The organism is Niabella agricola, assembly GCF_021538615.1.
Lineage (GTDB): Bacteria > Bacteroidota > Bacteroidia > Chitinophagales > Chitinophagaceae > Niabella > Niabella agricola.
This window is the reverse complement of sequence record NZ_JAJHIZ010000003.1, coordinates 2,659,504-2,684,261: the sequence shown is the minus strand read 5'-3', so window position 1 is coordinate 2,684,261 and position 24,758 is coordinate 2,659,504. Positions and strand designations below refer to the sequence as shown.

The following is a 24,758-nucleotide window of genomic DNA, read 5'->3' as shown; positions in this document are numbered from 1 at the left end:
CGGTGCAGTTTGAAAAAAGTCACTTTGTCTTGTCCTGAAATAGGTTTACACAAAAGGTGTACATTTAAATCGGACAGGTTATGATAAAAGTTAATAAGGAAACAAAAGAGGCAATAGTAGCGGAGTATTTATCAGGCGGCACGAGTTTTCGTAAACTGGCGTCTAAGTATGGGATAACTTCTCGCAGAGTTTATTATTGGGTAAAATGCCATCAGGACAATCAGAAAGAGCAGAAGCAATTGGAAATTGAAGCGGTAGAACCATTGCCCACTGAGGTAAAGCAACTTCAGGCTGAACTGCGCAGGGCAAAGCTGCACAATGAGCTATTGGAGGAAATGTTGCGTTTATCGGAGAACCTTACAGGCGTTGAGCTCAGAAAAAAGTTTGGCACCAGGCAGTTATAAATGTAGGACAAAGGATGCCGAAGAACATTTCTACCCTTTGTTCATTGCTTGGTTATAGTCGGCAAGCTCTTTATCAGGGCGGGCGCCAACAACAGCAGCAAGCATATAAGGAAGCACTAATAATACAACAGGTACAAATGATCCGCCTGACGCAAAAGCGTCTGGGAGGCAGGAAACTACTGGGCCTGCTGGGCAATTTTTTTAAGGAGCACAAGATCTCTATAGGCCGGGATGCTTTCTTTAACCTGCTTTGCCGCAATGGCTTGCTGGTGCGCAGACGTAAGCGTTCAAAACCAATCACTACAGACAGTGTTCATCATTTTAGAAAATATAAAAACATTGTAAAAGGATTTACTCCCATGGCAGCCAACCAACTATGGGTAAGCGATATTACTTATATTCCGCTTGCTGAAGGTTTTGGCTACCTGAGTCTGATCACCGATGCTTATAGTCGCAAAATTGTTGGGTTTGATCTGCATCCGACACTGGGTGCCACGGGTAGTGTAAAAGCCTTGAAAATGGCCTTGCTGTCATTACCCGCTCATCACAACATAATCCACCATAGTGACAGGGGGATCCAGTACTGCAGTAATGAATATGTCCGTGTTTTAAATAAAAATAATATCACCATCAGTATGACCGAAAACGGGGATCCGCTGGAAAATGCAATTGCGGAGCGGATTAATGGTATCTTAAAACAAGAATTCCTGGAAGCACAATATTCTGATTTCCAGGCGGCGCAAACCGCGATAACCCGAGCCATAAACATTTATAACTACCAGCGGCCGCACAGCAGTGTAGATTATTTAACCCCGGTTGCCGCACACCAACAAACAGGCAGGCTCACCCGGCGATGGAAAAATTATTACAACAAAAAGGAGGTAGCAATGGCAGAACCCTAAACGCTTAGCCTGCAAAACAATATTTTCTTTAGCTGTGGGCTACAAAAATATTGTTTTATTACTGGCTTAAAACAGCAGTGTAAACAATATACAGGACTAAACTATATTTGTAAACTTGTAACAGGACTAACACCATTCAAGTGTCAACTTTTTTCAGGACGAGTCACTTTGTAACACGATTTTTTGTAGTAAAAAAAGTTGCTACACATTTTTTTGCTACAATTTTTACGCCCGTATGGCAATTCGGGCGGCGGTCGTTTCCTCGGCGCCGGAAGCCGTTGTTTTGTCTGCACGCGCTACCCGGCAGCAGGTCTCTTCTTTCTGCCGGCCGGAGGATAACGGAACAGAAGGTATCCTGCCGGACGTACCAAAACCGTCGAAAAATGAAAAATTCGCCCCAAAAAATGCCGGTTCTATAACAATTGTATATATCCAATGCCACATCTGTATTAATCTTGTATTATGAAATCAAGAAGTATTTTTCAGAAAGTGGAGATCCTGGTTGCCACCCTGGTAGCGGGCTTTTTTATTTTTATGATTTCCACCAACCGGGACTATTCATATGACCGGCATCAGTTTACGGAAAATCATATTCCCTATAGTTTTTATACCAACTACCTGCAACCATTGATTGCAGTGGTGGTGATCAGCTACCTGGTCTTTTTGTTCCTTACCCAGTATGTGGAAGTAAAAGCAAGGGGCTTTTTTAAGATCACGCTCCTGGTTTGCACCTATCTCCTGCTGTCGATAGCGCTGTCTGTTTGCTTTACCTATATTTTTGCCTGGAGGTATGGCGAGGAATCTTATCCAACCCAAAGAGATGTGACGGCTACCTTTTTTGTGCAGGGCTTTGCGGCCGCCGCAATCGGCTATCTTTTTTACCTTATTTATTATGGATTAAAAGAGTTGATATTCAGCCCGCGGCTCCGGCGGAAGCTGAAGGAAAAGAACGGCTCCCGGCTCCTTTTTATCGGAATGAGCGTGTTGGCGTGGTTTATTATTCTTATCATGCTTACGGCCAATAACGCGGCGCCCTTTGCAGTAATCCTGTGGGCGGTGGTGCTGCCCTATGCACTGCTGGTGCTGTACATTCATATCTATGTGCTCATTCCGGGGATGCCGGAAAAAAGTCCCCGGAGCGGATATTATTTATCGCGTATTGTGCCCGTTATCCTCCTGATCAATTTCATTGCCACGGTGTTTTGTAAGACCGCGTCCGATGGAGGCGCGCCTTTTCTCGGCATTTATGTATTGCTGTTGTTGTGGACGGTGGTGGTGGTCATTCCGCTGGCCTGGTGGATCTATAAAAACCAGAAGGAGAAGCTGGGACTGAAAACCGCACTCGGCTCTTCCGAGGCAAACCTCAGCTTCCTGCGCTCGCAGATCAATCCGCATTTTCTCTTTAACGCACTCAATACCCTGTATGGAACGGCGCTGCAGGAGCATGCAGACCGTACCGGCGAGGGGATTCAGAAGCTGGGCGATATGATGCGGTTTATGCTGCATGAAAATGTGCAGGACAAGATCTTACTGGTACGGGAGGTGGAATACCTGAATAATTATATCGACCTGCAAAAATTACGTACCGTTAACTCGCCCGATATCCTCATCCAGGTAAAGATCGATGAGCCGGCATCCGGTCTTCAGATCTCCCCTATGCTGCTGATTCCCTTTGTGGAAAATGCTTTCAAACATGGTATCAGCCTGAAAGAGCATTCTTATATCACCATTGCACTTCATACGCAGGATAACACCCTGTATTTTGATGTGCAGAACAGTATTCACCTGAAGCCGGACGGCGACCCGGAAAAATTAAAGAGCGGCATCGGGCTGCCCAATGTGAAAGAACGCCTGCAACTGGAGTACCCGGACCGGCATGAGCTGGTAATCCGCCAAACAGCCAAAGACTTTTTTGTACACCTGACGATTAACTTATAATAAATGAAGTTTATTAGTGTTGCATTGCTGACGCTGATCCTGGTGCCGGCCCGGGCACAGTTTCGCCTGAGCGGACGGATTGAGGGACTGAAAACATCGGAGATAAAGATCCAGATTCCCTTTGTATACGATTTTTTTGCAGAGGAACAGGCGGTACCGGTGAAAGCAGACGGCCGTTTCGATATCCGGTTTCCGCTTGACAATGAAAAACTGGTACGGATATCCTATGATAAGAAAGCGGTATTGATCTATGCCCGGCCGGGACAATCGCTGCAGATCGGTAACCGGAAGGCTGGTGGAGACGTAGTTCCGGTGGGTGGTACACTGCTTAAAGAAAACCAGGTATTGTTTAACGCCGATGTACTGGAGTATCCGGTTTTTTTAACGGCGCCGCCGCCCCGGGATTCCCTGTCAAAAATTACTCCGGATGAAATATATAGTGCCTATATCCGGCCCTGGATGCAGCAGGTGCAGGAAAAAACAGCGGCCGTCGAAAAAACAGCACTTTCACCGCGATTAATGCAACTGTTTAGCCAGGAAGCACGTTCCGCCGCTTACTGCCGGTCTATCGAGTTTGCACGGGAGTTTATGAACAGGAAGCAATTGATCGCTTTTTTTAAACTATTGTATCAGCAGGTTTCCCCGGTATCTGCTGTTTCACAACCGGGTCCGTTTTATTACTGGTTTGTAAACGATTATAACGGGTATCTCGAGTCCGATGCCATCAGCCATTTGGAAGCTTCGGGTAATAAAACAAATGAACCGCTCCGGTATTACCATATCAGCCTGGACAGCGGGACGGTGTTAATCCGGAAAACAGGAAAGGCTTATATCAACTGGCTGGCCGTAAAAAATACCAATAGTGCCGCCGTGGCCGAAGCCTACCTGGCGCAGCAGGTATTTACGGCCACCGCCGATAAGGACCTGAAGTATGCCGGTGGGCTGCTGGAGGTATTGAAAAAAACATATCCTGCCAGTACCTATTATTTCCCGTTAAAAAGTAAAGCAGGAAAACTGGAGGCGTTGCTGGAGCAGAACCGGCATAATAAGGCGATACGGATCCTGGCAAACTATGATACTCTAACTTCTATTTATCCGGTTATTGATGCGCTGAAAGGGAAGGTTGTTTACCTGGATGTATGGGGCACCTGGTGCGGGCCCTGTAAGCGTGAGCTGAAATTTACCCCCCGGTTAAAGACGTATTTCAAAGACAAGGCAGTGGCCTTCGTATATTTGGATATGGACGATGATGAAAAAGACGCTACGTGGAAGGAGTTTATTAAAGTGAATGCGTTAACCGGTACGCATTTGAGGAAGAGCCGGGAGCAAATGGCGCCTTTTTGGAAAGAGCTGCTTGAAAATGCGGAAGACAAAAGCGAATATTATCCCCAATATTTTATTTTTGATAAAGAAGGAAAACTGGTGGTAGCAAAGGCCAAACGGCCGAGTGATAAAGAAGCGCTTTATAAACAGATCGAATCCGTTTTAAATCAATAGACCTAACGGGTCGTATATAAAAATTTTCCTGTGAATGCAATTGCAATAGATGACGAACCCATGGCGTTGGAAGTGATTAAAAACCTGGCGGCCAAAGTACCTTTTATAAAACTGGAAGGCTGCTTTACCAATGCGTTTGAGGCGCTTGATCACCTGCAGAAGAATAAAACAGACCTGATTTTCCTGGATATTAAAATGCCGGATATCAGCGGTATTGAACTGTCTAAAAGCCTGGCCAACCCTCCCATGATCATTTTTACCACGGCTTATACCGAGCATGCGGTGGAGGGGTTCGAAGTAAATGCCGTAGACTACCTGCTAAAGCCCTTTTCCCTGGCTCGGTTTATAAAGGCCTGTACCAAGGCTCAGGAATTGTTTTCCCTGAAGAACGGCAAAGGGGCGGAACAGGATTTTATTTTCCTGAAGGACGGGTATGAACAGGTACGGGTGATGCTGAATGAAATCCTTTACATAGAGGCTGCCGGAAATTATCTGAACGTGGTACTCAAGCATAAGAAAATCATGAGTCGTATTACCATTAATGAAATGATGCAATTGCTGCCTGAAGAAAAATTTACCCGGATCCATCGCAGCTATATTGTGGCCAGGGATAAGGTAACCAAATTCAATAAACAGGCGGTGTTTATCGACCTGCTGGAGTTTCCCATCGGCAGTAATTACCAGTTTATATAAAAGAATTAAATATGAAATACGTAATACTGGTTATACTATTCTGTATAACCGGGCTCCAACCGTTTGCCCAGGATAACCGCTACCGGAAACTGGATGCCTATTTTGATACACTGGCAGCCCATCAATTATTTATGGGCAGTATTGCTATTGGCCGGCAGGGCATGCCTGTATATAAAAAATCGGTGGGTTTCCGGGATATAACAAGGGGGATAAAAAACGACGACAGTACCCTGTATAGAATCGGATCGATTACCAAAACGTTTACGGCAACCCTGGTGCTCAAAGCTGCCGAGGAGCGGCTACTGGATACCGGTAACACCATTGCACGCTATTTTCCTGGTATCAAAAACAGCGAACGCATTACAATTGCCCAGTTGTTGCGGCACCGGAGTGGGATTCACAATTTTACAAACAATCCATATTACAGATCATGGAGCACGCAGCGGCATACCGGAACGCAGTTGCTGGATACCATCATTGCCGGGGGGAGTGATTTTGAACCGGGCAGTAAAATAGAATACAGCAACTCCAATTACATTCTGTTAACGCTTATTCTTGAAAAGGTATACCGGCAATCCTATGCTAAAATCTTGGATAAAAAGATCCTTGAACCATTACAACTGAAACATACGCGTTTTGGTGGTGCTATTGAAGATGTGCGTAACGAATGCCGGTCGTATACGTTCAAAAATGGCTGGCAGCCCGAGCCGGAAACCGATCTGTCGATACCCCTGGGTGCCGGTGCCATAAAAAGTACGCCGGCTGACCTGGGGAGGTTTGTGCATGCATTGTTTACAGGCCGGGTGATTGCGCCGGCCAGCCTTGTCCCAATGCAAACCGCACAGGAAGGGGCTGGTATGGGCCTGTTTCCTATGGCCATGGCCGGAAAGAACGGCTGGGGACATACGGGTGGCATTGACGGATTCCGGTCGGTGTATATTTATTTTCCGGAGGAAGATGTTTGCCTGGCGTTGTTTGGGAATGGTGAAAATTACAACCTGAACACAATCGCAGCTACAGTAGTAAAGGTCTTTTATGATCTTCCGTTTGAGCTGCCGGATTTTACGGTATTTCCGGTAACGGAAGCCGATCTGAAACCGTATACCGGCAGGTATGCATCGGCGGAAGTATCCTTAAAAATTACGATCAGTAATAAGGGAAATGTACTGCAGGCGCAACCCGATAATCAGCCTGTTTATACCATGCGTGCGCTTGCCAAGGACAAATTCCGTCATGACGCAACCAATGTTGACCTTGAATTTAACGCAGATGGTACCATGGTGCTGTTGCAGAACGGTCAAAAACGGATATTTAAAAAAGAAACGCCGCTTTAGTTTTTTGCATGATAATACAACGTGCTGCTGTTCTCTTCACGGAAGATCTTCTGCGCGGTTTCCTGGATGGCTTGTGTGGTAACGGCATTGTACCGCTCCAGCTCCGTATTCATCATACCCGCATCGCCCAGTAGTTCGTAAAAGGCCAGGCTGTTGGCGCGGTTCAGCAGGCTCATATCTTCAAAAGCCATCATGCTTTCCGTTTTGTTCTTTACCTTTTGTAATTCAGTTTCCTGGATGGGCTCCTCCTTTATTTGGCGGAGAATGGCTTCTACTGCGGCTTCGGCCTCCTTCATGTCTGTTCCTTTCACCAGTTTACCCTCGATGCAGATGATGCCCGGGTCGATGCTACCCATATGGTAGCACTGGATGTTTACAAAAAGCTGCTGCTCTTTTACCAGTTTCTCAAACAGACGGGAGGATTCTCCGCCGCCTAAAATATCGGTGAGCAGGTCTGCCACATAGTATTCAGGGCTCAGGCGGTCGCCGATATGCCAGCATTTATAAAAGGCATCCAGCGGAACGTCGGCCGTAACCGTTTCTTTTCTTGCTTCGGTTTGTGGCGGCTCGGCCGGCAATTCCCGTTTTTTTGGTGTTCCGGCCGGAATATCGCCAAACCATTTCTCAGTCAGGGCTTTTACCGCTTCTGTGGTAATATTCCCCGCAACAACCATTACCGCATTGTTAGGACGGTAATGTTGAAAAAAGAAATTTTTTACGTCTTCCAGCTGTGCATTTTCAATGTGGGAGAGTTCTTTGCCGATGGTCATCCAGCGATAGGGATGGCGTTTATAAACCAGTTCGCGGAGCTTGAACCAAGCATCGCCGTAGGGCTTTTCCAGGTAATGTTCTTTAAATTCTTCACACACCACTTTGCGTTGCACTTCCAGGCTTTTTTCGCTGAAAGCGAGCGAAAGCATACGATCGCTTTCGAGCCAGAAAGCGGTTTCAATATTTTCTTTGGGAATCTGTATATAGTAATTGGTAAGATCGTTGGAGGTGTAGGCATTGTTCTCGCCTCCTGCCAGTTGCAGGGGCTCGTCATACTCGGGAATGTTTACTGATCCGCCAAACATCAGGTGCTCAAACAGATGGGCAAAGCCCGTTTGCTCTGGCACTTCATCACGCGCGCCCACATCGTATAAAATATTCATAACTACAGTGGGGGTGGCCGTATCCTGGTGCACAATCACGCGCAGTCCGTTTGCTAAAGTAAATTTGTCAAACTGTATCATTTGGCAAATGTAAGATGAATGCTGTTTCCGGATGCATTAGCCAAACAAAAAGCCGCCTCCTTTTGAGAGACGGCCGTATTCAGGGTTTACATACTATTTTTTCAACAACCTTACAGAAGTCCTGCGGTCGGCCGCACGGGCTTCATCTGAGGCGTTTTCATCCACTTTGGCCAGTTTTTCGCCATAGCCTTCTGCTTCAGGAACCTGGGCCCCCACACCGGCAGCCTTTAGGGCAGCCTGTACGGCCTTGGCCCGGCCATCGGAAAGTTTCAGGTTGGCTGCATCGTCTCCTTTTTTATCGGTATAGCCGCCCACTTTGATCTTTACATCAGGGAAGGCCTTTAAGATGGCCGCGATATTATCCAGCTGACGTTTGGAGGAATCAGTGAGTTTGGTGGTGCCAAATTCAAAGTTCAGGTCGTCGAAATTGAACCATTTTTCCTTCAATGTACTGTCGGTGGCATTTTTGTATTCATCCGATTGGATAAACTGTACCAGCTGGTCTTCAATACCACCCGGATAGGCCTGTAGTTTTACACCATTGGGCAGGGTAACTTCTGCAAGCGTTTTTGCAGCAGGAGCCGGAGCTGTTTGGGGTGTTGTAAGCGTATCTGTAGGCGCAACGGCTGTAGAGTCTGCTCCGGTGCTGGTGGTACTGGTGTTGTTACAGCCTTTTCCAAGAAAATACCAAAGCGCCAGTGCAACAACGGCAAGCAGGAGCAGGGGTAATAGCCATTTAGCTCCTCCGCCGGCATTCTGGGCGGTTTCTTTAGCGTAATTATAGGCCGGTGCGGCGGTCTCCTGAACGTTGGAAACGGTTTGCCGAACACCATCGCTGATGGAATTCAGTCCCAGCACGGTGCCCAGTGAGCCCAGCCCGGAGGGTAGTGCGCTGAGGATATTACTTTTCTGGGAACTCATAAAGGAAGAAAACGTACCGGCATTCAGATGATTGTCGGTAGCATGCTTTCCAAGCAATCCCAGAACAAGCGGTACAATCATGCTGATCAGTGATCCGGAAGAAGAAGATTTGATGCCTGCAAAATTTGCAATGCTGTCAATAATGGAGTTGGTTTTGTCGCCCAGCAATCCTTTAAAAAGACTGGTGCCTTTTGACAAAAGATCGGCATTGCCAAAAAGCGCATCGGCGTTGTTTTGGATGCCGCTGTTGGAAAACCCTTTGGCTGCGTCGAGCACCTCAGCGGCCCCCTGCTCGCCGGAGGATGCTTTGGAGGCAAATAAACCCAGTACCGCGGGAATGATGCCAGAAACGGCGTTGGATACATTTCCCTCACTTTCGTTCAGAAACGATCCTGCCTTTGCAATCAAATCCTGTGGAACATAGTTCTTCACAAGATCTACAATGTTGATTGACATAGTTTGCGTTTTTAGTTTGATTAAAAGACAGCGCTTTTTGGTTGCGCCATTCAATTCTATCTAAAAATATGCCATTTTTGTAGAATACTTCAAAAGAGGCGGTTCCGGTTAAAGCGGAAAATATGGAAAATGGCCATTTCCGGGTCTGCATAGGGTACTAAAAAAGGAATCCTTATCTTTCAGCAATTAAATTTTCTACAATGCAAAAACGCTTCTTTTGGATACCGGCAATTGCCCTGCTGATGGCGTTTGTTTCAAAACCTCAAAACCGGCTGACCGGTATCTGGGAGCTGCAGATGGATGGTGCTTCAACCGGATTGCTGAAGCTGTATCATGCGGATGGAACGACTACGAATATTGGTTTGGGCGATGACGGATTTGGTATTTCTATGGAAGGAACCTACACCCTGCAATCGGAAAACAGTTATCTTGAAAAAACGGTCCGGTCTTCTTTCCGGGACCAGGTGGGCACAGAAAAGCTGGTTCAATTCCGCTTAGCGGGCGACAGCCTGCTACATCTTTCTTATACGGTATCCGGTGAAACATTTACAGAAGAGTATAAAAAACTGAAGCTGATCAACGGACAGTAAGCGGTGTCAAAGAAAAGGGCCTGCAATCTGCGGCCCTTTCAAAAACATAGAATTGATTCATTAAATCACCAGGTTTACCATCTTGTTTTTTACATAGATGATTTTTTTGGGAGGCTTCCCATCCAACCATTTCTGCACGGTTTCGTTGGTCAGTACCAGTTGTTCCACTTCCTGTTGTGAAGCGTCCAGTGAAATCGTCATCGTGGTACGCATTTTCCCGTTGATCGAAATGGGATATTCTTTTTCAGATTCTTTTGTATAGGTTTCCTCATATACCGGGAACGGCGCGTCCAGCACGCTGGTATGGTTATCCAGTGCATGCCACAGCTCTTCGGCTATATGGGGTGCATAGGAAGAAAGCATGATCAGCACCGGTTCCAGCACTGCCTTTTTATGGCATTTCAGATCGGTAAGTTCATTTACAAGGATCATGAAGGCACTTACGCCGGTATTAAAGCTAAACCGCTCATTGTCGTCTTCAATTTTTTTGATACTCTTGTGCAGCACCTTCAGTTCGGCTGCAGTGGGTGCGTCGTTTGTCCAGATAGCTGCAAAGCTGCCGTCGGTATTTTCTTTATAAAACAGGCGCCATAATTTTTTGAGGAAGCGGTGTACGCCCTCGATGCCCTTGGTATCCCAGGGCTTGCTCATTTCCACCGGTCCCAGGAACATTTCATACATCCGGAAGGTATCGGCTCCGTATTTGTTCACCAGGTCGTCCGGGTTTACGGTGTTGAACTTGGTTTTGGACATTTTTTCTGTTTCCGTTCCGCAAATGTATTTCCCGTTCTCCAGGATAAAAACGGCATCTGCAAACTCATTATTCTTCCACTGTTTAAAAGCTTCGAGATCCAGTTCCACGCCGTCTACAAAGTTTACATCTACGTGGATCTTGTCCAGCACGTGGCTGTTATAGGTTTCATCGGGTGTTATCAATCCATGCGAAACAAATTCATTGGTGCCGTTGATGCGGTATACAAAGCGGCTGCTTCCCTGGATCATGCCCTGGTTCACCAGCCGTTTAAAGGGCTCATCAAAACCGATATAGCCCAGGTCGTAAAGCACTTTTGTCCACATACGGCTATACAGCAGGTGCCCAACGGCATGCTCGGTACCACCAATGTAAAGGTCTACCTGGTTCCAGTAATCCGTGGCCTGCCGGCCTGCAAATTCCAGGTCATTGTCAGGATCCATATAACGGAGAAAATACCAGCTAGATCCTGCATAACCAGGCATGGTATTGGTTTCCAGCTCGCGGGCTACCCATTCCGGGATATTAGCCAGGGGGCCTTCTCCCTCAGGTCCGGGTTTATAGTTATCTACTTCCGGCAGTTCCAGCGGCAATATTGCGGCATCCAACGGGTAGGCCGTACCGTTTTTCCACTGGATAGGGAAGGGCTCGCCCCAGTAGCGCTGGCGGCTGAAAGCGGCATCCCGCATTTTGTAATTGACCTTGCGTTTTCCAATGCTTTTTTCTTCAATGGCTTTGATCACGAGCTCCATTGCTTCCCGCATGGGTATGCCATTCAAAAAGCCGGAATTCTCCAACACGGCATCCTTGGTGGGATTGGCGTCTTCCCCGTTAAAATGACTGCCAATGATATTGGTGATGGGAATATTGAAATGTTTGGCAAATTTAAAATCCCGTTCATCGCCGCAGGGTACCGCCATGATGGCTCCTGTGCCATATCCCGCCAGTACATATTCGCTGATCCAGATGGGTATTTCGCGGCCGTCGAAAGGGTTAATGGCGTAGGCCCCGGTAAACACACCGGTGATCTTTTTTTCGGCCATACGCTCCCGCTCGCTCCGGCTTTTTACATAAGCGATATAGGCATCCACGGCCGCCGCCTGTTCCGGGGTTTTGATCTGGTCTACCAGGTCCAGCTCGGGTGCAATCACCATAAAGTCGACCCCAAAAATAGTATCCGGGCGTGTAGTATAAACGGTAAGGCTATGTGCTGAATGCTGAATGCTGAATGCTATTTCAGCTCCGCTGGACTTTCCGATCCAGTTGCTTTGCATTTCCTTCATTGCTTCGCTGAAGTCTACGCGTTGCAGGCCCTCCAGTAAACGGTCGGCATATTCGGTAATACGCAGGTACCATTGGCGCAGTTTCTTTTTTACTACGGGATAGCCCCCGCGCTCACTCACACCATTTACTACTTCGTCGTTTGCCAGTACCGTACCCAGCGCCTCGCACCAGTTTACTTCGCCGTAACCACAATAGGCCAGTCGGTATTCCATCAGGATGTCCAGTTTTTGCGCCTCACCGTAGGATTTCCATTCGTCGGCTGTAAAGCTGAATGCGGAGGGTTTAACACCGGGTGCTGCTGAACCATGCTGTTCAAATAATGCCACCAGGTCACGGATGGGCATTGCTTTTTGCTGCAGGCGGTTGAAATAGCTTTCAAACAACTGCAGGAAGATCCATTGTGTCCATTTATAATAATGTGGATCGCTGGTACGTACTTGCCGGCTCCAGTCGAAACAAAACCCGATATTATCCAGCTGTTTCCGGAAGGTGGCAATATTTTTTTCCGTTGAAACGGCCGGGTGAATGCCGTTTTCGATGGCATATTGCTCTGCCGGCAGGCCGAAAGCGTCGTAGCCCATAGGGTGCAGCACGTTAAATCCCTTCAAACGTTTATAACGGGCATAAATATCGCTGGCAATATAACCCAGGGGATGCCCTACATGCAGCCCGGCCCCGCTGGGATAGGGAAACATGTCCAGTACATAATATTTGGGTTTGTCACTTTCATTTGAAACGGTATAGGTTCCGTTTTCCGCCCAGAAGCGTTGCCACTTTTTCTCTATTTCAGTAAAGTTATACTCCATAATTCTTGTATTGATCCGCCCCTTTTCTTTAGCATAGTGAAAAGGATTTTGTACTTCATTTTCAGCAAAAAGATCAGGAAACCGGACTTGGGGGGCAAATTTAAGCATTGTATTTGCAAAAAGGCCGGTCTGGTGCGTATTTTGAACGCAAAAGCCCCGGTTTTGCGGCAACCTTTGTGGCAGGACTGCGCCACGCAAACAACCGGACACAGCAGGTACCTGGTAGCAATCCCTGTTTTTTATAAAAAATCACTAAATGCATACAGATTTGCCTGTCTGACCCCGGGCATTGCTTATAATATATTATATTGCAACCCTAAAATTGTCAGCATATGGCTACTTCAACAAATAGTGCCCCTTCCATGTTCTCAAAATCCAACTATACCTGGATGCTGATCGGGGCAGTGGTGATTGCATTGGGCATGTTTTTGTTATCGGGTGGAAAAAGCAACAATCCTGCCGTATTCAACAGGGATGAAGTATACAGTACAACCCGTATTACCATTGCGCCGATCATTATCTTCATTGGACTGGCCATTGAAATATATGCTATTTTTAAAAAATCGCCCTCGGTGAAAAAATAAACATTTTCAATAAAAGAATTTTAAGGCGGCTACTTTTGTGTCGCCTTATTTTTTAAAGATACTTTATGAGCATTATCCAGGCGATTATTATCGCGATCGTAGAAGGGATTACCGAGTACCTCCCCATTTCTTCTACCGGGCATATGATTATTGCCAGTTCCTTTATGGGAATCGAAAAAGAGGAGTTTACCAAACTGTTTGAAGTGGCCATCCAGCTGGGCGCTATTCTTGCGGTGGTGGTATTGTATTGGCGCCGGTTCTTTCCTTCGAAGGCGGAGGGCGGCCTCAACTGGATGTTTTATTTTAAACTTATTGTAGGAGTCATCCCTGCCCTGGTGCTGGGTTATTTATTCTCCGATAAAATTGATGCACTGTTGGAAAGCCCCACGGTAGTAGCCACAACCCTGCTGCTCGGCGGGTTTGTGCTGTTGTTCATTGATAAAATGTTCAATCATCCCACAGTGAAAACGGTGGACCAGATCTCTTTTCCCCAAGCATTCCTTACGGGATTGTGGCAGGTGGTGGCTATGATCCCCGGTGTAAGCCGCAGTGCGGCTTCTATCATCGGCGGTATGCAGCAAAAAATGACGCGGAACATCGCTGCGGAATTTTCCTTTTTCCTGGCCGTTCCCACTATGGCCGCTGCAACGCTGTACTCCCTCTTCCTGAAAAAATGGAACCAGGGTGGCGCTACACAAAAAGGGTATGAACTGATCCTGGCTTCAAAGGAAAATACCATTGCTTTTATTGTGGGCAATGTGGTGGCCTTTGTAGTGGCCATTCTGGCAATCAAATTCTTTATTGATTTTCTCAAGAAATACGGATTCCGGGCTTTTGGCTGGTACCGTATCATTGCAGGAGGGGTGTTGTTGATATTGATTTATAAGGGGGTGATCGCATAAGTGAACAGTCAAATAGTCAATAGTCAATAGTCAATGAGGAGCAGGTGCGTAGTGATGGAAAATTGACTCTCTTAATGATTAAATGCCAATCTCCATGTTTTTAAAATTAAAACACCAGGATCTTGAAGCTTATAAAAGTGCAAATGCACTTCTTATTGAATGCTACAAATTTTCAAAAACGTTGCCTGACTATGAAAGGTTTGGGATGGCTTCTCAAATAAGAAGGGCGGCATTATCTAATGTATTAAATATTGCAGAAGGCGCATCCAGAAAATCGGAACCGGAAAGGAAACGTTACTATAAAATAGCCTGGGGATTGGTAATTGAAATAGATGCCGCCTTTGATGCAGCTGCGGCGCTTGACTATTTAAATAATTACCCAATCGAAAATCTGGTAGAAAAGTTGCAAAGTTCTTTCAAGCTACTTACCGGTTTGATCAATTCAAAGTAGCTTTGCACTTTCACTATTGACTATTCACAATTCACATCATGTATACATACGAATCCAGCAGAGCATTATTCGAGCGTGCACAGCAGAGCATTCCCGGTGGAGTAAATTCTCCTGTACGGGCCTTTAAAAGCGTGGGAGGTACCCCCGTATTTTTTGATAAGGCAAAAGGCGCCTACCTGTATGATGTGCAGGGACAACGGTATATAGATTATATCGCCTCCTGGGGACCGATGATCCTTGGGCATGGTTATGAACCGGTGGTAAAAGCCGTACAGCAGCAGGTGGAAAAAGCCACTTCTTTTGGCGCCCCTACGGAGATCGAAGTGGAAATGGCAGAACTCATTAAATCTATGGTGCCCAATGTAGACCTGATCCGGATGGTGAATAGCGGTACCGAGGCTTGTATGAGCGCACTCCGGGTTGCGCGGGGCTATACCGGCCGTAATAAATTTATCAAATTTGAAGGCTGCTATCACGGCCATGCTGATCCCTTCCTGGTAAAGGCGGGTAGCGGCGTGGCTACCTTTAACATACAAACCGTTCCGGGCATTACTGCCGGAGCGGCGAATGACACCCTTACCTGTGCGTATAACGACCTGGCAGCGGTTGAGCAACTGGCTCAGGTGCATAAGGGAGACATTGCCGCCATTATCGTGGAACCTGTGGCAGGAAATATGGGTTGCATCCTCCCGGAGCCGGGCTTCCTGGAAGGATTGCGCCATATTTGCGATGAAGAAGGGATGCTGCTGATCTTTGATGAGGTCATGAACGGCTTCCGTCTGGCATTGGGAGGGGCACAGGAGCGGCTGGGCATTGATGCCGACCTGGTAACCTATGGAAAAGTGATCGGAGCAGGAATGCCCGTGGGAGCTTTTGGAGGAAAGCGCCATATTATGGAAATGGTAGCGCCTTTAGGAGGCGTGTACCAGGCAGGAACGCTGAGTGGCAACCCCGTAGCAATGACAGCAGGACTGACCCTTCTGAAAGCATTGAAGGAATCCCCGGAATTATTGACAGAACTGGATGAAAAAACAATCTATCTGAAAGATGAGTTGGATGTGGTATTGAAGGCCTGGGGGCAGCCCTATGTGATCAACCAGTTTGGCAGCATGATCAGTATACATTTCTCGGAGCAGCCGGTGACCAATTTTGCTACTGCTGCCGCATCGGATATTGTGCGGTTCAGCCGTTTTTTCCATGCCTTGTTAAAACGGGGCATTTACCTGCCGCCTTCGGCCTTTGAAAGCTGGTTTTTAAACAATGCGCTTACCAAGGATGACCTGGACGAGACGGTGCGGGCGGTGAAGGGGAGTCTTGATGAGATCGGCTGACGCGGGCTGCAATATCACGATAATAGCATGGCATCAATCCGCTCCTTTTGCCGCAGATGGTGCCGCAAATGCATATCTGCAAACTGAAGCCATTCTGCCGCACTGAAATATTGAAACCCGGGATGCAGTGTTTTGCCTCCTTTATGCCCGGCATTGGCGAACAGAAGGTTTACTTTTTCTTTGATGGCTGCGAGTTGCTGAAAGAGCTGTTCCCTGCTCGTTGGCTGGGGAAGATGGATGTCGTTAAAGGGATTTTCCAGCTGCCGGTCGGGAAATGCATTGACTGCAAAGATCGCAGCGGCTGCCGGGGTCATTTGAGCAGTAACATGTTCATTTGTTGCCGGCGCCGTTTCCATTTGTTCTATGTAAAACATCGTGTCATTGATCAGGTGCCTGTATACCTGGCCAAGCGACCAGCTTCCCGGAGCCGGCCGTTGTTGCAACTGCTGCAGCGTATATGCATTAAGATAGCCGGTCCATAATTCAATACTGCTGTTGAATCCTGATAATAATTCCGGAGTGGATAACATGTACCACGAACTTACCAAATTCCGGCTGAACTTTATGCGATGCTGTAGCCTGTTCTGATAAAATGATCAGGACATATTAAACCCGATCCGGTCGCGGCGCTCCTATTTTTTCTGAGCTGCTTTTTCATCCAGTAAATTTTCAATGGCATCATAAATGGAAGAAAGCTGTACATCATGTTCGGTGATGCGTTGCTGGATCTGTTTTAACTGATCTCGTATATCACCCTGCTCGAGCACAATCCGCCGGATCTCCACAAATGCGCGCATAATGGCAATATTCATTTGAATGGCTGTATCACTATTTAACAACCCGCTTAGCATGGCCACGCCTTGCTCTGTAAACGCATATGGGAGTGCTGTTTTAGGACGTTTTCCGGGATATGTCATCACAAATTGTGATGACATATCTGTAACTGATTGGTATTCATCCGAGTACAGTTTGTTGATTTCCGGCTTCAATGCTGCAAACTCTTGCCTGGTCAATTGAAACATAAAATCTTTTGGAAATCGTTTGCTGTTCCTTTTTACGGTTTGATTAAGGATCCTTGTCTCTACTTCATAAAGGATGGCCAGGTCAAAATCAAGGATGATACGTTCTCCCCGGATTTCATAGATACGGTTTTGAATATTGCGGATGATTTGCATAGGTTATAATTTTCTATACAAATATATTAATTATATTTAAAGTATTTATTGGAACAGCGTTCCTGTAGCCAGATTATAGTGCAGCCCGCCTGTCCTGTATCTTTGGCAGATCAGTTCATCCCAACCATGATCGTATATGCCTGTTATAATGCTGGAAACAGTTATCAACGCGGATATCGAAACCTGTTTCGATTTGGCGAGAAGTATTGACCTGCACCATTTCTCAACTGTTCAAACCGGGGAAAGAGCTATTGCAGGCAAAACCAGCGGGCTGATCGGTGCTGGTGAAACTGTAACCTGGCAGGCCACACATTTTGGAATCCGCCAGAAACTGACTTCAAAGATAACCGCATACAACCGTCCTTTTTTTTTCAGAGATGAACAGCTGCGGGGCGCCTTCCGGTTTATAAAACATGATCATTATTTTGAACCTACAGAAAGTGGAACGCTGATGAAAGATGTGTTCCGTTTTCTGTCGCCCCTGGGCATATTGGGACGAATCATAGATGCGACGATCATGAAGCGATACCTCAGCGGATTTCTAACCAAACGGAACAACGTAATAAAAGCGATTGCAGCATCCGAAAAAGAAAGAAAAGCATTCTTATTGTAAGCTGAAACGGGACGATGAGTAGCAGGAAGCTCCTGTTTTACCCGGCATCCACATTGAGTTTGGAAAGCCGGGCAATGTCTTTTACTTCTACAGTGGAAGTCGGATTGCCATTAATCACTATGTTGATCATGGCCTTGCCCACTTCTTCAAGGGTTAGAAAATAGGTACGATTGAATGCCCGGAATAATGGAAATAACAGGAGGATTACTTTGTAAATGCTTTTTACATTCCGTGCCCCTTTAGTGGGCTGCATAACTGCGGGTCTGAAATTATACACCGCTTTAAAAGGTAATTTCAGCAGGTCGTTTTCCGTTTTCCCCTTAACCCTGGCCCACATCAATCGTCCCTGCTCTGTGCTGTCGGTACCTGCACCAGACACATAGCAAAAGGTCATCTGTGGATTTTGTTCGGCTAACACCTTCGCAAAGTTGAGTGTAAGGGTGTAAGTAACGGCATAATAATCCGGCTCCTTCATCCCAACCGATGAAACACCCAGGCAAAAATAGCAGGCATCATAATCTTTAAAGCGGTCTGCAACAGAGCTGATATCATTAAAATTGTTGTGCAGGATCTCTTCGATCTTCAGGTGGGTATAACCGCTCGGTTTCCGGTTAATGAGCAGGATCTTTTTCACGGCCGGATTCACAATGCATTCCTGTAACACTCCTTCGCCTACCATGCCGGTGGCTCCTGTTATAATTACGTTTAGCTTCATTTTTTAAAACAACGGGCCGGCTTTTCTGTCTGTGAACAGACCGGAATTGCTGCTGTAAAAATAAAACATATTACAGCTGTTTTATTTCAATAGCGTGCGGATAACGCTTATTAAAGCCCGAAGCAGGGCTTATGCGACACAAACGCCCCCCAAAATTGCCTTCGCGACTGTGTCTACAGGATGTTTTTCTGTTTAACATTGCGTGGTAGACCCATATTTACCATATTTAAATGCTGCAGATGTCATTTCCGGAAGATTTCAAAAAGCTGGCAGAAAAAAGATTGCTTAAAAGCGGCCAGTGGCTCCTGGTGTAAAAGTAACAGAAATCACCAACTGGCTAAAGGAAACATTTGAGCTGGGGCATGGACGTGCCATGGCCATTTACGCAATCTTCAAAGGGGAGACGGAGTAGCTGCGGCGCTTTTCGCTGTTGTCCGGGGCGACCTTTATGCCGGTCGGTCGGAAAACTTCCCTATATTTATTCTGTCTGTTCTTCGAGGCGTAAGTCTTAAATAACAGAACAAGATTTTGAACCATGCAGCAGTTATTTCAGGCTATCCGGCAGCTTATTCCTGTAAGCGGGCGTGAAGAGCAGGTGATCAGCCGGCTTTTTACGCAACGGAATTATAAAAAGGGATCGTTCTTTTTGCAGGAAGGAGCGATCTGTAAATATGCGGGCTTTATCAGCAAGGGGCTGATGCGTTTTTATATTAATGTGGATGGAGTGGAAAAGACCTATGGTTTTTTGCAGGAAAACCAATTCATCAGTAACTATGGCAGCTTTGTGCCCCGAATCCCTTCTGCGCAGGCGATACAGGCATTGGAAGATAGTGAGCTGTACGTTATTACCTATACAGATCTGCAGCAACTGTACCGTGAGTTAACCCATGGTGAGCGCATGGGGCGGATCATTATCGAACAGGTCTTCATCCAGGCGCTGGCTGATCTGAATTCCTTTTACACCGATGATTCTGAAACGAGGTACCGTAAATTCATTACAGACCATCCAGACTTGCAGCAACGTATCTCCCAGTACCATATTGCCTCTTTTGTAGGAGTAAAGCCTCAATCGCTCAGCCGCATCCGTAAAAGAATCCTTGATCAACGTGTAAAGAGCTCCTGAAATATTTTAAGGGGCCATCATTTGTTAACCCAGGTGCATTAGATCCGTTTTTAAGGAACTGAAATTTGTTGTCGAAACAAAATAAAGTATATGACAACAAAAATTGCGTGGGCTATTTGCCTGTTTACAGGGCTGGGGTTAATTTTTATCGGGACCCGTTTTTTATTGGATCCTGTAGCTGCATTGCACGACTACGGAATTAGAATTAATACGGGCGGTGACTTTTCTTTTCATACTATTAAAGGAATCCGGGACCTGTTTTCCGGACTATTGATCCTGCTGCTCCTTTGTACCGGTCAGCGCCGCGCATTAGGGATCAGTCTGCTGGCAGCAACAGTGGTGCCCTTTGGGGATTTTTTGATCGTATGGAATAAAAGCGGCGATCTCCGGTTAATGGTCCCGCATTTGATGGCTATGCTGATCTGCGTCATCATTGGTCCATTGTTTCTCATACGTAAAAGGGAAAAACCCGTTATTACACGTGCGCCGGCCCAGCTCATCCGCTCTGCAGCCAGTTATACCGAAACCGTTACCGAAGCCATTATTTATCCCGGCGACAAAACGCCCTGGCATTATCATACATTGTTTGCCGAAACATTTGAAGTTTTGGAAGGAAGTCTTCAGGTGGGTAAAAGCAGTAACTATTATAAATTGAAAAAAGGGGACCATATAACCATTGCAGCGTACGAGCATCATTCTTTTTACAACAATACCGGCATTGCCTGCCGGGTAAGAACAGTGCTTCAACCTGGGAATCTGCGGTTTGAAAAAGCCGGACAGATCCTGACCGGACTGGCCAATGATGGTTTTGCAAATAAACGAGGCATTCCTAAGCGCCTCACCGACCTTGCATTGTTTTTATACCTGAGCGATTCAAGGCTGGTTGGCCCGGCAAAATTAGCGGAACCTTTGTTTGGAATTCTTGTGAGGATGGCGATCAAAAATGGCCGTTTAAATACCCTGATCCACCGCTATTGTATGCCGGTTCCCGCTGAAACGGTAACTTCATTCTCAAAGATGGCTTAAAATTTGTACGGTGGTTTCTGTTGTATATCTCTTTATGTAAAAACCAACCACCATGGGATTTGATCAATACCATGAGCCACCAGAGGAGCTCTCACAACCGGTACGCACTTTTGCGCGCATGATACAATCGCTGATTGAAGAAGCGGAAGCCATCGACTGGTATGAGCAACGGATCCATGTTGAAAAAGACCCTGAAGCCCAAAAAATCATGCAGCATGCACAACAGGAGGAATTCATCCATTTCGCGATGGATCTTGAATTTCTGCTGCGTAAAAAGCAAGAGTGGCGGCTTGTTGTAAAAAATATTTTATTCAAAGAAGGCGATATCATCGAGAACGCTGAGAAGGCGGAAGACAAAGTTGAGGATGCATAACCGGTTGTTTTAAGGGGCCGGCCGTGTTTTTAATAGCAGGATCCCGGTTATATAAAAGAGCGCTTGCAGATAATTTGTTGTACATTTAGCTGCGCTATCTAACATGCTATGTATACAAGGCTCTTGCTACTTACAACATACACGATTTTTATTTTCAGCGGCTTTTCTTATGCATCCGACAGGAAGGGTGCGCCTCCGGCTCAAAATGTTTCGCCGGTTCCACGCATTCCCCGGGAATTCAGGGCGGCTTGGGTGGCCACTGTAGCCAATATCAACTGGCCCAGCAAACCGGGGCTGCCCGTGGCGCAACAACAAAAGGAGGCCCTTGCATTGCTGGATTTTTTACAGGCACATCACTTCAATGCGGTGATCTTCCAGGTGCGGCCACAGGCGGATGCCCTGTATAAAAGTGCGCTGGAACCCTGGTCTTATTTTCTTACCGGTATACAGGGAAAGGCACCGGAGCCTTTTTATGACCCGCTGCAATTCTGGATTGATGCGGCACATGCAAGAGGTTTGGAGCTGCATGTGTGGCTCAACCCTTACCGGGCACATCATGTTTCCGGAGGACCTGTAACGGGAAGCTCCTTAGTAAAAACAAAACCCGGGTTGGTTGTAAAGTTAAAGGAAGGTTACTGGTGGTTTGATCCCTCCCTGAAAGCCACGCAGGACCATGGCGTAAATGTGGTAATGGACATTGTAAAGCGTTATGATATCGACGGTGTTCACTTTGATGATTACTTCTACCCTTACCCGTCCTATAATGGCAACGAGGATTTTCCGGACAGTCTTAGCTGGACCCGGTATCAAAGATCTGGCGGCAGGTTGTCCCGCGGCGATTGGCGGCGGCAAAGCGTTAATGCCTTTATACACCGCCTATATACCGAAATAAAAAAAGAAAAAAAGTATGTTAAGTTCGGTATCAGCCCTTTTGGTATCTGGCGCCCCGGTTATCCGGAATCTGTTACCGGGTTTGACCAGTATGAAGCCCTGTATGCAGATGCCCGGCTCTGGCTGAATAAAGGCTGGGTAGACTATTTTTCACCACAGCTTTACTGGCCTATCGGCCGCCAGGAGCAAAGCTTTCCGGTATTGCTGGGTTGGTGGGCATCCGAAAATATACAACATCGGCATCTATGGCCCGGCATCAGCGTAGGCCGGGATACCAGCGGCGTCAATACTACAGAAGTGATTAACCAGATCATGGTAGACCGGGGTATATTGCCCAATAGCAGCGGTGCGGTACATTGGAGTATTTCTTCCGTTATCAAAAACCCGGGCCTGGCCGACGCCCTGATGGAGGGACCGTATAAAAAGCAGGCACTGGTGCCATCCAGTCCCTGGCTGGATGCAGTGGCGCCGGCAGCACCCCGAGTATCCCTTGTACAACAGGCGGATGGCGTTACGGTACAATGGAAGCACATGAACAACAACGATGTGTTTCATTGGGTGATATACTATCAATATGGCACCGCCTGGAATTATAAAATCCTTAATCATGCCGAGCGCTCGTTTTTATTGAATACACAGGCGAACGGACACGCACTTCAACGGATTGCGGTAAGTGCTGTAGACCGCAGTGGCAACGAAAGTCCGGTAACCGAAGTGCCACTGAATAAAGTGGTGATCCTGCCGCGCAGCAGCTGGCAGGCCGCGGATGCCAAACCCTATAAGCAACATAGGCCGGTGCGCATTACCGTGCATCATGAAGGCGGCAAGGTGCTTCCGGAAATTGCCAGTGCTGTCACACGATTAAGAAATATACAAACCTGGTGCATGGGTACTGATCGTAAATGGGCGGATATTCCCTATCATTACCTCATTGCTCCGGATGGTTCTGTGTTTGAAGGACGCAACCCGCTTACAGTGGGCGAAACCAACACGGAATACGATCCTACGGGACATTTGCTGATTTGTTTTTTGGGAAATTATGAGCAACAGCCGTTCACACCTCATTTGCAGGATGTGCTTACCCGGCTTATAGCCCAGCTTTGTGTAGAATACCGGCTATCATCCGAAACGCTCTCCACACACCGCGATCATAGTAAGATCACCAGTTGTCCGGGTAAAAATATTTATCCCTTGTTTGAAAACGGGTCTATAAAAAAGCAGGTAAAAACATTGCTGAAAGCGCAAACAGGCATTACTACTTTCCGGTGAGATTACGGATCACCACCGAAGCGCAAACCGCGCCAAACGTAGCGGGCAGGTAGGAAATAGTACCATAAGCCGATTTCTTATAGTTATTGCCGTCGGTATAGATCAGGGATGCTTTATCCGGTGCTTCGGGAGAATACACGGTTTTGATGCCCGTGTAGATACCAGCTTTTTTCAGGTTTTTACGTACCTGCTGGGCAAAAGGACAGGTCTTCGTTTCAGAAATGTCTGCCACCTTTAACAGGGTGGGGTCCAGCTTCCCGCCGGCTCCCATCGAACTGATAATGGGAATACCGCGTTTGTAAGCAGTTGTTAAGAACGTAAGTTTTGGTGTTACGCTATCAATAGCGTCGATAATATAGTCGTAAGAAGCGGCTTGAATAATGGCTTCAACGGCCTCCGGATTGATAAAGGTTTTACGGGTATGCAGCGTCAGCTCAGGATTAATGGCCTGCAGGCGATCAGACATAATATCCGCCTTGCTTTGACCGTGATTGGTAGCAAGGGCCGGTAACTGCCGGTTGCGGTTGCTAGGGTCCACCACATCTCCGTCAATGATCGTCATGGTGCCCACGCCGCTTCTGCAAACAAACTCTGCGGCAAAGGATCCGACCCCTCCTAAACCAACGATCAATACATGGGCTTTCGTAAGTTTCTGTAAATTTTCCTCACCAATCAATAAAGTTGTACGCGACAGCCAGCTAAGATCCTGCATATGAAAAAACCGAATGAAAATTTTTTAAAAGCTGCAAAGCAATTTCATTTTCATCAATATTCCTTATTTCGGCGGCAGATTTGTACATGTTTTTTACAGAAACACCCGAATCGTCGGTTTCCAGAAACAACTGTGAAAGCGGAACGGCATTGAACGTAGTCCGGATGATATCGCCGGGTTTTAATAAAGATTTTCCAAAAGACAGGTAGTAGCCACTATCCAGCACGGGCGCCATGGCAGGTAGCCCGTTGTTGACGCCGTGAAAAATTACGGGCACCCCAATTCCTTTTAAAAGCGAGAGGATTTCAGGAAACGCTTTTACGCAGTGAATGATCAGTGGTTTATGCAGGTCCGCCGCCAGCTGTAACTGTGCTTTAAAAAACCGTACCTGCAAATTCCAATCAGTTTGGGCCCGTTTATCCAGGCCACATTCGCCAATGGCAATCACGCCGGGCGCTGTGGCAGCCGTTTGCAGCGCCGCCAAATTTTCTTCAGCTCCCTGGAGCCACCACGGGTGTAAACCAACGCTTACGGGGCCACCGGCGGGCATTTCCTCAAAATGTTCATGCATATTTTTTATACGGATCACCTGTGCACAGGACTCGCCGGAATGTGTATGTACGTCTGTATATACCATCTGCAACACTGTTTTTGTTCAGACCAAAATAGCATCTTTTTGGTGGATGAGCCGTATCACTCTAAATTAAAGCCTCGAAGGTGCTCCGTCTGCTAACTTGTATAGCCGGGAAGATCATTTTTATATTAGATAATCCAATGTTTTG

At 46.8% G+C, this 24,758-nt stretch carries 25 protein-coding genes; 17 read left to right on the top strand and 8 right to left on the bottom strand.

What is annotated here, in order from left to right; translation table 11 throughout:
- The first annotated feature begins 80 nt into the window (after positions 1–80).
- From LL912_RS16680 to LL912_RS16655, 6 genes are all read left to right on the top strand, one after another.
- The gene (locus LL912_RS16680; protein WP_235553555.1) at positions 81–404 is read left to right on the top strand and encodes a transposase; all 324 of its coding nucleotides are present in this window, start codon (positions 81–83) and stop codon (positions 402–404) included.
- 14 nt (positions 405–418) lie between these two features.
- Complete coding sequence (locus tag LL912_RS16675; RefSeq protein WP_235553554.1) at positions 419–1,306, top strand: IS3 family transposase; 888 nt, start codon at positions 419–421, stop codon at positions 1,304–1,306.
- A 462-nt stretch (positions 1,307–1,768) separates the two neighbouring features.
- Positions 1,769–3,244 carry a sensor histidine kinase gene (locus LL912_RS16670; RefSeq protein WP_235554716.1) on the top strand — a complete coding sequence of 492 codons (1,476 nt, stop codon included), beginning with the start codon at positions 1,769–1,771 and terminating at the stop codon, positions 3,242–3,244.
- Positions 3,245–3,247: 3 nt separating this feature from the next.
- Positions 3,248–4,741, top strand: a complete 1,494-nt coding sequence (locus tag LL912_RS16665) for a TlpA family protein disulfide reductase (RefSeq protein ID WP_235554715.1) — start codon at positions 3,248–3,250, stop codon at positions 4,739–4,741.
- 30 nt (positions 4,742–4,771) lie between these two features.
- A complete protein-coding gene (locus LL912_RS26110) occupies positions 4,772–5,434 on the top strand; it encodes a LytR/AlgR family response regulator transcription factor (RefSeq protein ID WP_235554714.1) in 663 nt (220 codons plus the stop codon).
- Positions 5,435–5,445: 11 nt separating this feature from the next.
- Positions 5,446–6,768, top strand: coding sequence for a serine hydrolase domain-containing protein (locus tag LL912_RS16655; protein ID WP_235554713.1), 1,323 nt, complete (start codon positions 5,446–5,448; stop codon positions 6,766–6,768).
- Here LL912_RS16655 and LL912_RS16650 read toward each other — a convergent pair.
- The gene (locus LL912_RS16650; RefSeq protein WP_235554712.1) at positions 6,765–8,003 is read right to left on the bottom strand and encodes a M16 family metallopeptidase; all 1,239 of its coding nucleotides are present in this window, start codon (positions 8,001–8,003) and stop codon (positions 6,765–6,767) included. The genes LL912_RS16655 and LL912_RS16650 overlap by 4 nt on opposite strands.
- Positions 8,004–8,096: 93 nt before the next feature.
- The gene (locus LL912_RS16645) at positions 8,097–9,380 is read right to left on the bottom strand and encodes an OmpA family protein (RefSeq protein WP_235554711.1); all 1,284 of its coding nucleotides are present in this window, start codon (positions 9,378–9,380) and stop codon (positions 8,097–8,099) included.
- 200 nt (positions 9,381–9,580) lie between these two features.
- Here LL912_RS16645 and LL912_RS16640 point away from each other — a divergent pair, with 200 nt between their 5' ends.
- Entirely contained in the window at positions 9,581–9,970 is a 390-nt protein-coding gene (locus LL912_RS16640; protein ID WP_235554710.1) for a DUF4488 domain-containing protein, read from the top strand.
- A 60-nt stretch (positions 9,971–10,030) separates the two neighbouring features.
- Here the strand turns inward: LL912_RS16640 and leuS are convergent, their stop codons facing one another.
- Positions 10,031–12,811 (bottom strand): leucine--tRNA ligase, encoded by a 2,781-nt coding sequence (gene leuS, locus LL912_RS16635; protein WP_235554709.1) that lies wholly within the window; start codon positions 12,809–12,811, stop codon positions 10,031–10,033.
- Positions 12,812–13,143: 332 nt separating this feature from the next.
- On the opposite strand from leuS, the gene LL912_RS16630 reads away from it, so the two are divergent.
- From LL912_RS16630 to hemL, 4 genes are all read left to right on the top strand, one after another.
- Positions 13,144–13,395, top strand: coding sequence for a DUF3098 domain-containing protein (locus LL912_RS16630; protein ID WP_235554708.1), 252 nt, complete (start codon positions 13,144–13,146; stop codon positions 13,393–13,395).
- A 65-nt stretch (positions 13,396–13,460) separates the two neighbouring features.
- Positions 13,461–14,297: an undecaprenyl-diphosphate phosphatase gene (locus tag LL912_RS16625; protein WP_235554707.1), complete on the top strand. Its 837-nt coding sequence runs from the start codon at positions 13,461–13,463 to the stop codon at positions 14,295–14,297.
- 94 nt (positions 14,298–14,391) lie between these two features.
- The gene (locus LL912_RS16620) at positions 14,392–14,748 is read left to right on the top strand and encodes a four helix bundle protein (RefSeq protein WP_235554706.1); all 357 of its coding nucleotides are present in this window, start codon (positions 14,392–14,394) and stop codon (positions 14,746–14,748) included.
- Between the two features lie 38 nt (positions 14,749–14,786).
- A complete protein-coding gene (gene hemL, locus LL912_RS16615) occupies positions 14,787–16,079 on the top strand; it encodes a glutamate-1-semialdehyde 2,1-aminomutase (RefSeq protein ID WP_235554705.1) in 1,293 nt (430 codons plus the stop codon).
- A gap of 14 nt (positions 16,080–16,093) precedes the next feature.
- Here hemL and LL912_RS16610 read toward each other — a convergent pair whose 3' ends face one another.
- Both LL912_RS16610 and LL912_RS16605 read right to left on the bottom strand, forming a co-directional pair.
- Complete coding sequence (locus tag LL912_RS16610; protein ID WP_235554704.1) at positions 16,094–16,609, bottom strand: DinB family protein; 516 nt, start codon at positions 16,607–16,609, stop codon at positions 16,094–16,096.
- Between the two features lie 102 nt (positions 16,610–16,711).
- Positions 16,712–17,254, bottom strand: coding sequence for an ORF6N domain-containing protein (locus LL912_RS16605; RefSeq protein WP_235554703.1), 543 nt, complete (start codon positions 17,252–17,254; stop codon positions 16,712–16,714).
- Positions 17,255–17,390: 136 nt separating this feature from the next.
- Between LL912_RS16605 and LL912_RS16600 the strand changes: the two genes are divergently transcribed.
- Positions 17,391–17,867 carry an SRPBCC family protein gene (locus LL912_RS16600; RefSeq protein WP_235554702.1) on the top strand — a complete coding sequence of 159 codons (477 nt, stop codon included), beginning with the start codon at positions 17,391–17,393 and terminating at the stop codon, positions 17,865–17,867.
- Between the two features lie 37 nt (positions 17,868–17,904).
- Here the strand turns inward: LL912_RS16600 and LL912_RS16595 are convergent, their stop codons facing one another.
- Positions 17,905–18,582: an NAD-dependent epimerase/dehydratase family protein gene (locus tag LL912_RS16595; protein WP_235554701.1), complete on the bottom strand. Its 678-nt coding sequence runs from the start codon at positions 18,580–18,582 to the stop codon at positions 17,905–17,907.
- Positions 18,583–18,880: 298 nt separating this feature from the next.
- Between LL912_RS16595 and LL912_RS16590 the strand changes: the two genes are divergently transcribed.
- The 5 genes from LL912_RS16590 to LL912_RS16570 all read left to right on the top strand — a co-directional run bounded on the left by LL912_RS16590 (position 18,881) and on the right by LL912_RS16570 (position 23,264).
- Positions 18,881–18,994: a DUF4287 domain-containing protein gene (locus LL912_RS16590; protein WP_235554700.1), complete on the top strand. Its 114-nt coding sequence runs from the start codon at positions 18,881–18,883 to the stop codon at positions 18,992–18,994.
- Positions 18,995–19,117: 123 nt separating this feature from the next.
- Positions 19,118–19,705, top strand: a complete 588-nt coding sequence (locus LL912_RS16585; protein ID WP_235554699.1) for a Crp/Fnr family transcriptional regulator — start codon at positions 19,118–19,120, stop codon at positions 19,703–19,705.
- A gap of 90 nt (positions 19,706–19,795) precedes the next feature.
- Entirely contained in the window at positions 19,796–20,731 is a 936-nt protein-coding gene (locus tag LL912_RS16580; RefSeq protein ID WP_235554698.1) for a DUF4267 domain-containing protein, read from the top strand.
- A gap of 52 nt (positions 20,732–20,783) precedes the next feature.
- Complete coding sequence (locus LL912_RS16575) at positions 20,784–21,104, top strand: ferritin family protein (protein WP_235554697.1); 321 nt, start codon at positions 20,784–20,786, stop codon at positions 21,102–21,104.
- A 108-nt stretch (positions 21,105–21,212) separates the two neighbouring features.
- On the top strand, positions 21,213–23,264 hold the full coding sequence (locus LL912_RS16570; protein ID WP_235554696.1) for a family 10 glycosylhydrolase: 2,052 nt from the start codon (positions 21,213–21,215) through the stop codon (positions 23,262–23,264).
- Here the strand turns inward: LL912_RS16570 and LL912_RS16565 are convergent.
- Together LL912_RS16565 and LL912_RS16560 are read right to left on the bottom strand one after the other, a co-directional pair.
- The gene (locus tag LL912_RS16565; protein ID WP_235554695.1) at positions 23,251–23,976 is read right to left on the bottom strand and encodes a tRNA threonylcarbamoyladenosine dehydratase; all 726 of its coding nucleotides are present in this window, start codon (positions 23,974–23,976) and stop codon (positions 23,251–23,253) included. The genes LL912_RS16570 and LL912_RS16565 overlap by 14 nt on opposite strands.
- The gene (locus LL912_RS16560; protein ID WP_235554694.1) at positions 23,963–24,613 is read right to left on the bottom strand and encodes a TatD family hydrolase; all 651 of its coding nucleotides are present in this window, start codon (positions 24,611–24,613) and stop codon (positions 23,963–23,965) included. The genes LL912_RS16565 and LL912_RS16560 overlap by 14 nt, the downstream gene beginning before the upstream one ends.
- Positions 24,614–24,758 lie beyond the last annotated feature (145 nt).

What these genes read in the sequence shown, in the direction of transcription:
- LL912_RS16680 (WP_235553555.1), top strand. Translation starts at nt 81, where the DNA reads ATGATAAAAGTTAATAAGGAAACAAAAGAGGCAATAGTAGCGGAGTAT.
- LL912_RS16675 (WP_235553554.1), top strand. Translation starts at nt 419, where the DNA reads ATGCCGAAGAACATTTCTACCCTTTGTTCATTGCTTGGTTATAGTCGG.
- LL912_RS16670 (WP_235554716.1), top strand. Translation starts at nt 1,769, where the DNA reads ATGAAATCAAGAAGTATTTTTCAGAAAGTGGAGATCCTGGTTGCCACC.
- LL912_RS16665 (WP_235554715.1), top strand. Translation starts at nt 3,248, where the DNA reads ATGAAGTTTATTAGTGTTGCATTGCTGACGCTGATCCTGGTGCCGGCC.
- LL912_RS16655 (WP_235554713.1), top strand. Translation starts at nt 5,446, where the DNA reads ATGAAATACGTAATACTGGTTATACTATTCTGTATAACCGGGCTCCAA.
- LL912_RS16650 (WP_235554712.1), bottom strand. Translation starts at nt 8,003, where the DNA reads ATGATACAGTTTGACAAATTTACTTTAGCAAACGGACTGCGCGTGATT.
- LL912_RS16645 (WP_235554711.1), bottom strand. Translation starts at nt 9,380, where the DNA reads ATGTCAATCAACATTGTAGATCTTGTGAAGAACTATGTTCCACAGGAT.
- LL912_RS16640 (WP_235554710.1), top strand. Translation starts at nt 9,581, where the DNA reads ATGCAAAAACGCTTCTTTTGGATACCGGCAATTGCCCTGCTGATGGCG.
- leuS (WP_235554709.1), bottom strand. Translation starts at nt 12,811, where the DNA reads ATGGAGTATAACTTTACTGAAATAGAGAAAAAGTGGCAACGCTTCTGG.
- LL912_RS16630 (WP_235554708.1), top strand. Translation starts at nt 13,144, where the DNA reads ATGGCTACTTCAACAAATAGTGCCCCTTCCATGTTCTCAAAATCCAAC.
- LL912_RS16625 (WP_235554707.1), top strand. Translation starts at nt 13,461, where the DNA reads ATGAGCATTATCCAGGCGATTATTATCGCGATCGTAGAAGGGATTACC.
- LL912_RS16620 (WP_235554706.1), top strand. Translation starts at nt 14,392, where the DNA reads ATGTTTTTAAAATTAAAACACCAGGATCTTGAAGCTTATAAAAGTGCA.
- hemL (WP_235554705.1), top strand. Translation starts at nt 14,787, where the DNA reads ATGTATACATACGAATCCAGCAGAGCATTATTCGAGCGTGCACAGCAG.
- LL912_RS16610 (WP_235554704.1), bottom strand. Translation starts at nt 16,609, where the DNA reads ATGTTATCCACTCCGGAATTATTATCAGGATTCAACAGCAGTATTGAA.
- LL912_RS16605 (WP_235554703.1), bottom strand. Translation starts at nt 17,254, where the DNA reads ATGCAAATCATCCGCAATATTCAAAACCGTATCTATGAAATCCGGGGA.
- LL912_RS16600 (WP_235554702.1), top strand. Translation starts at nt 17,391, where the DNA reads ATGCCTGTTATAATGCTGGAAACAGTTATCAACGCGGATATCGAAACC.
- LL912_RS16595 (WP_235554701.1), bottom strand. Translation starts at nt 18,582, where the DNA reads ATGAAGCTAAACGTAATTATAACAGGAGCCACCGGCATGGTAGGCGAA.
- LL912_RS16585 (WP_235554699.1), top strand. Translation starts at nt 19,118, where the DNA reads ATGCAGCAGTTATTTCAGGCTATCCGGCAGCTTATTCCTGTAAGCGGG.
- LL912_RS16580 (WP_235554698.1), top strand. Translation starts at nt 19,796, where the DNA reads ATGACAACAAAAATTGCGTGGGCTATTTGCCTGTTTACAGGGCTGGGG.
- LL912_RS16575 (WP_235554697.1), top strand. Translation starts at nt 20,784, where the DNA reads ATGGGATTTGATCAATACCATGAGCCACCAGAGGAGCTCTCACAACCG.
- LL912_RS16570 (WP_235554696.1), top strand. Translation starts at nt 21,213, where the DNA reads ATGTATACAAGGCTCTTGCTACTTACAACATACACGATTTTTATTTTC.
- LL912_RS16565 (WP_235554695.1), bottom strand. Translation starts at nt 23,976, where the DNA reads ATGCAGGATCTTAGCTGGCTGTCGCGTACAACTTTATTGATTGGTGAG.
- LL912_RS16560 (WP_235554694.1), bottom strand. Translation starts at nt 24,613, where the DNA reads ATGGTATATACAGACGTACATACACATTCCGGCGAGTCCTGTGCACAG.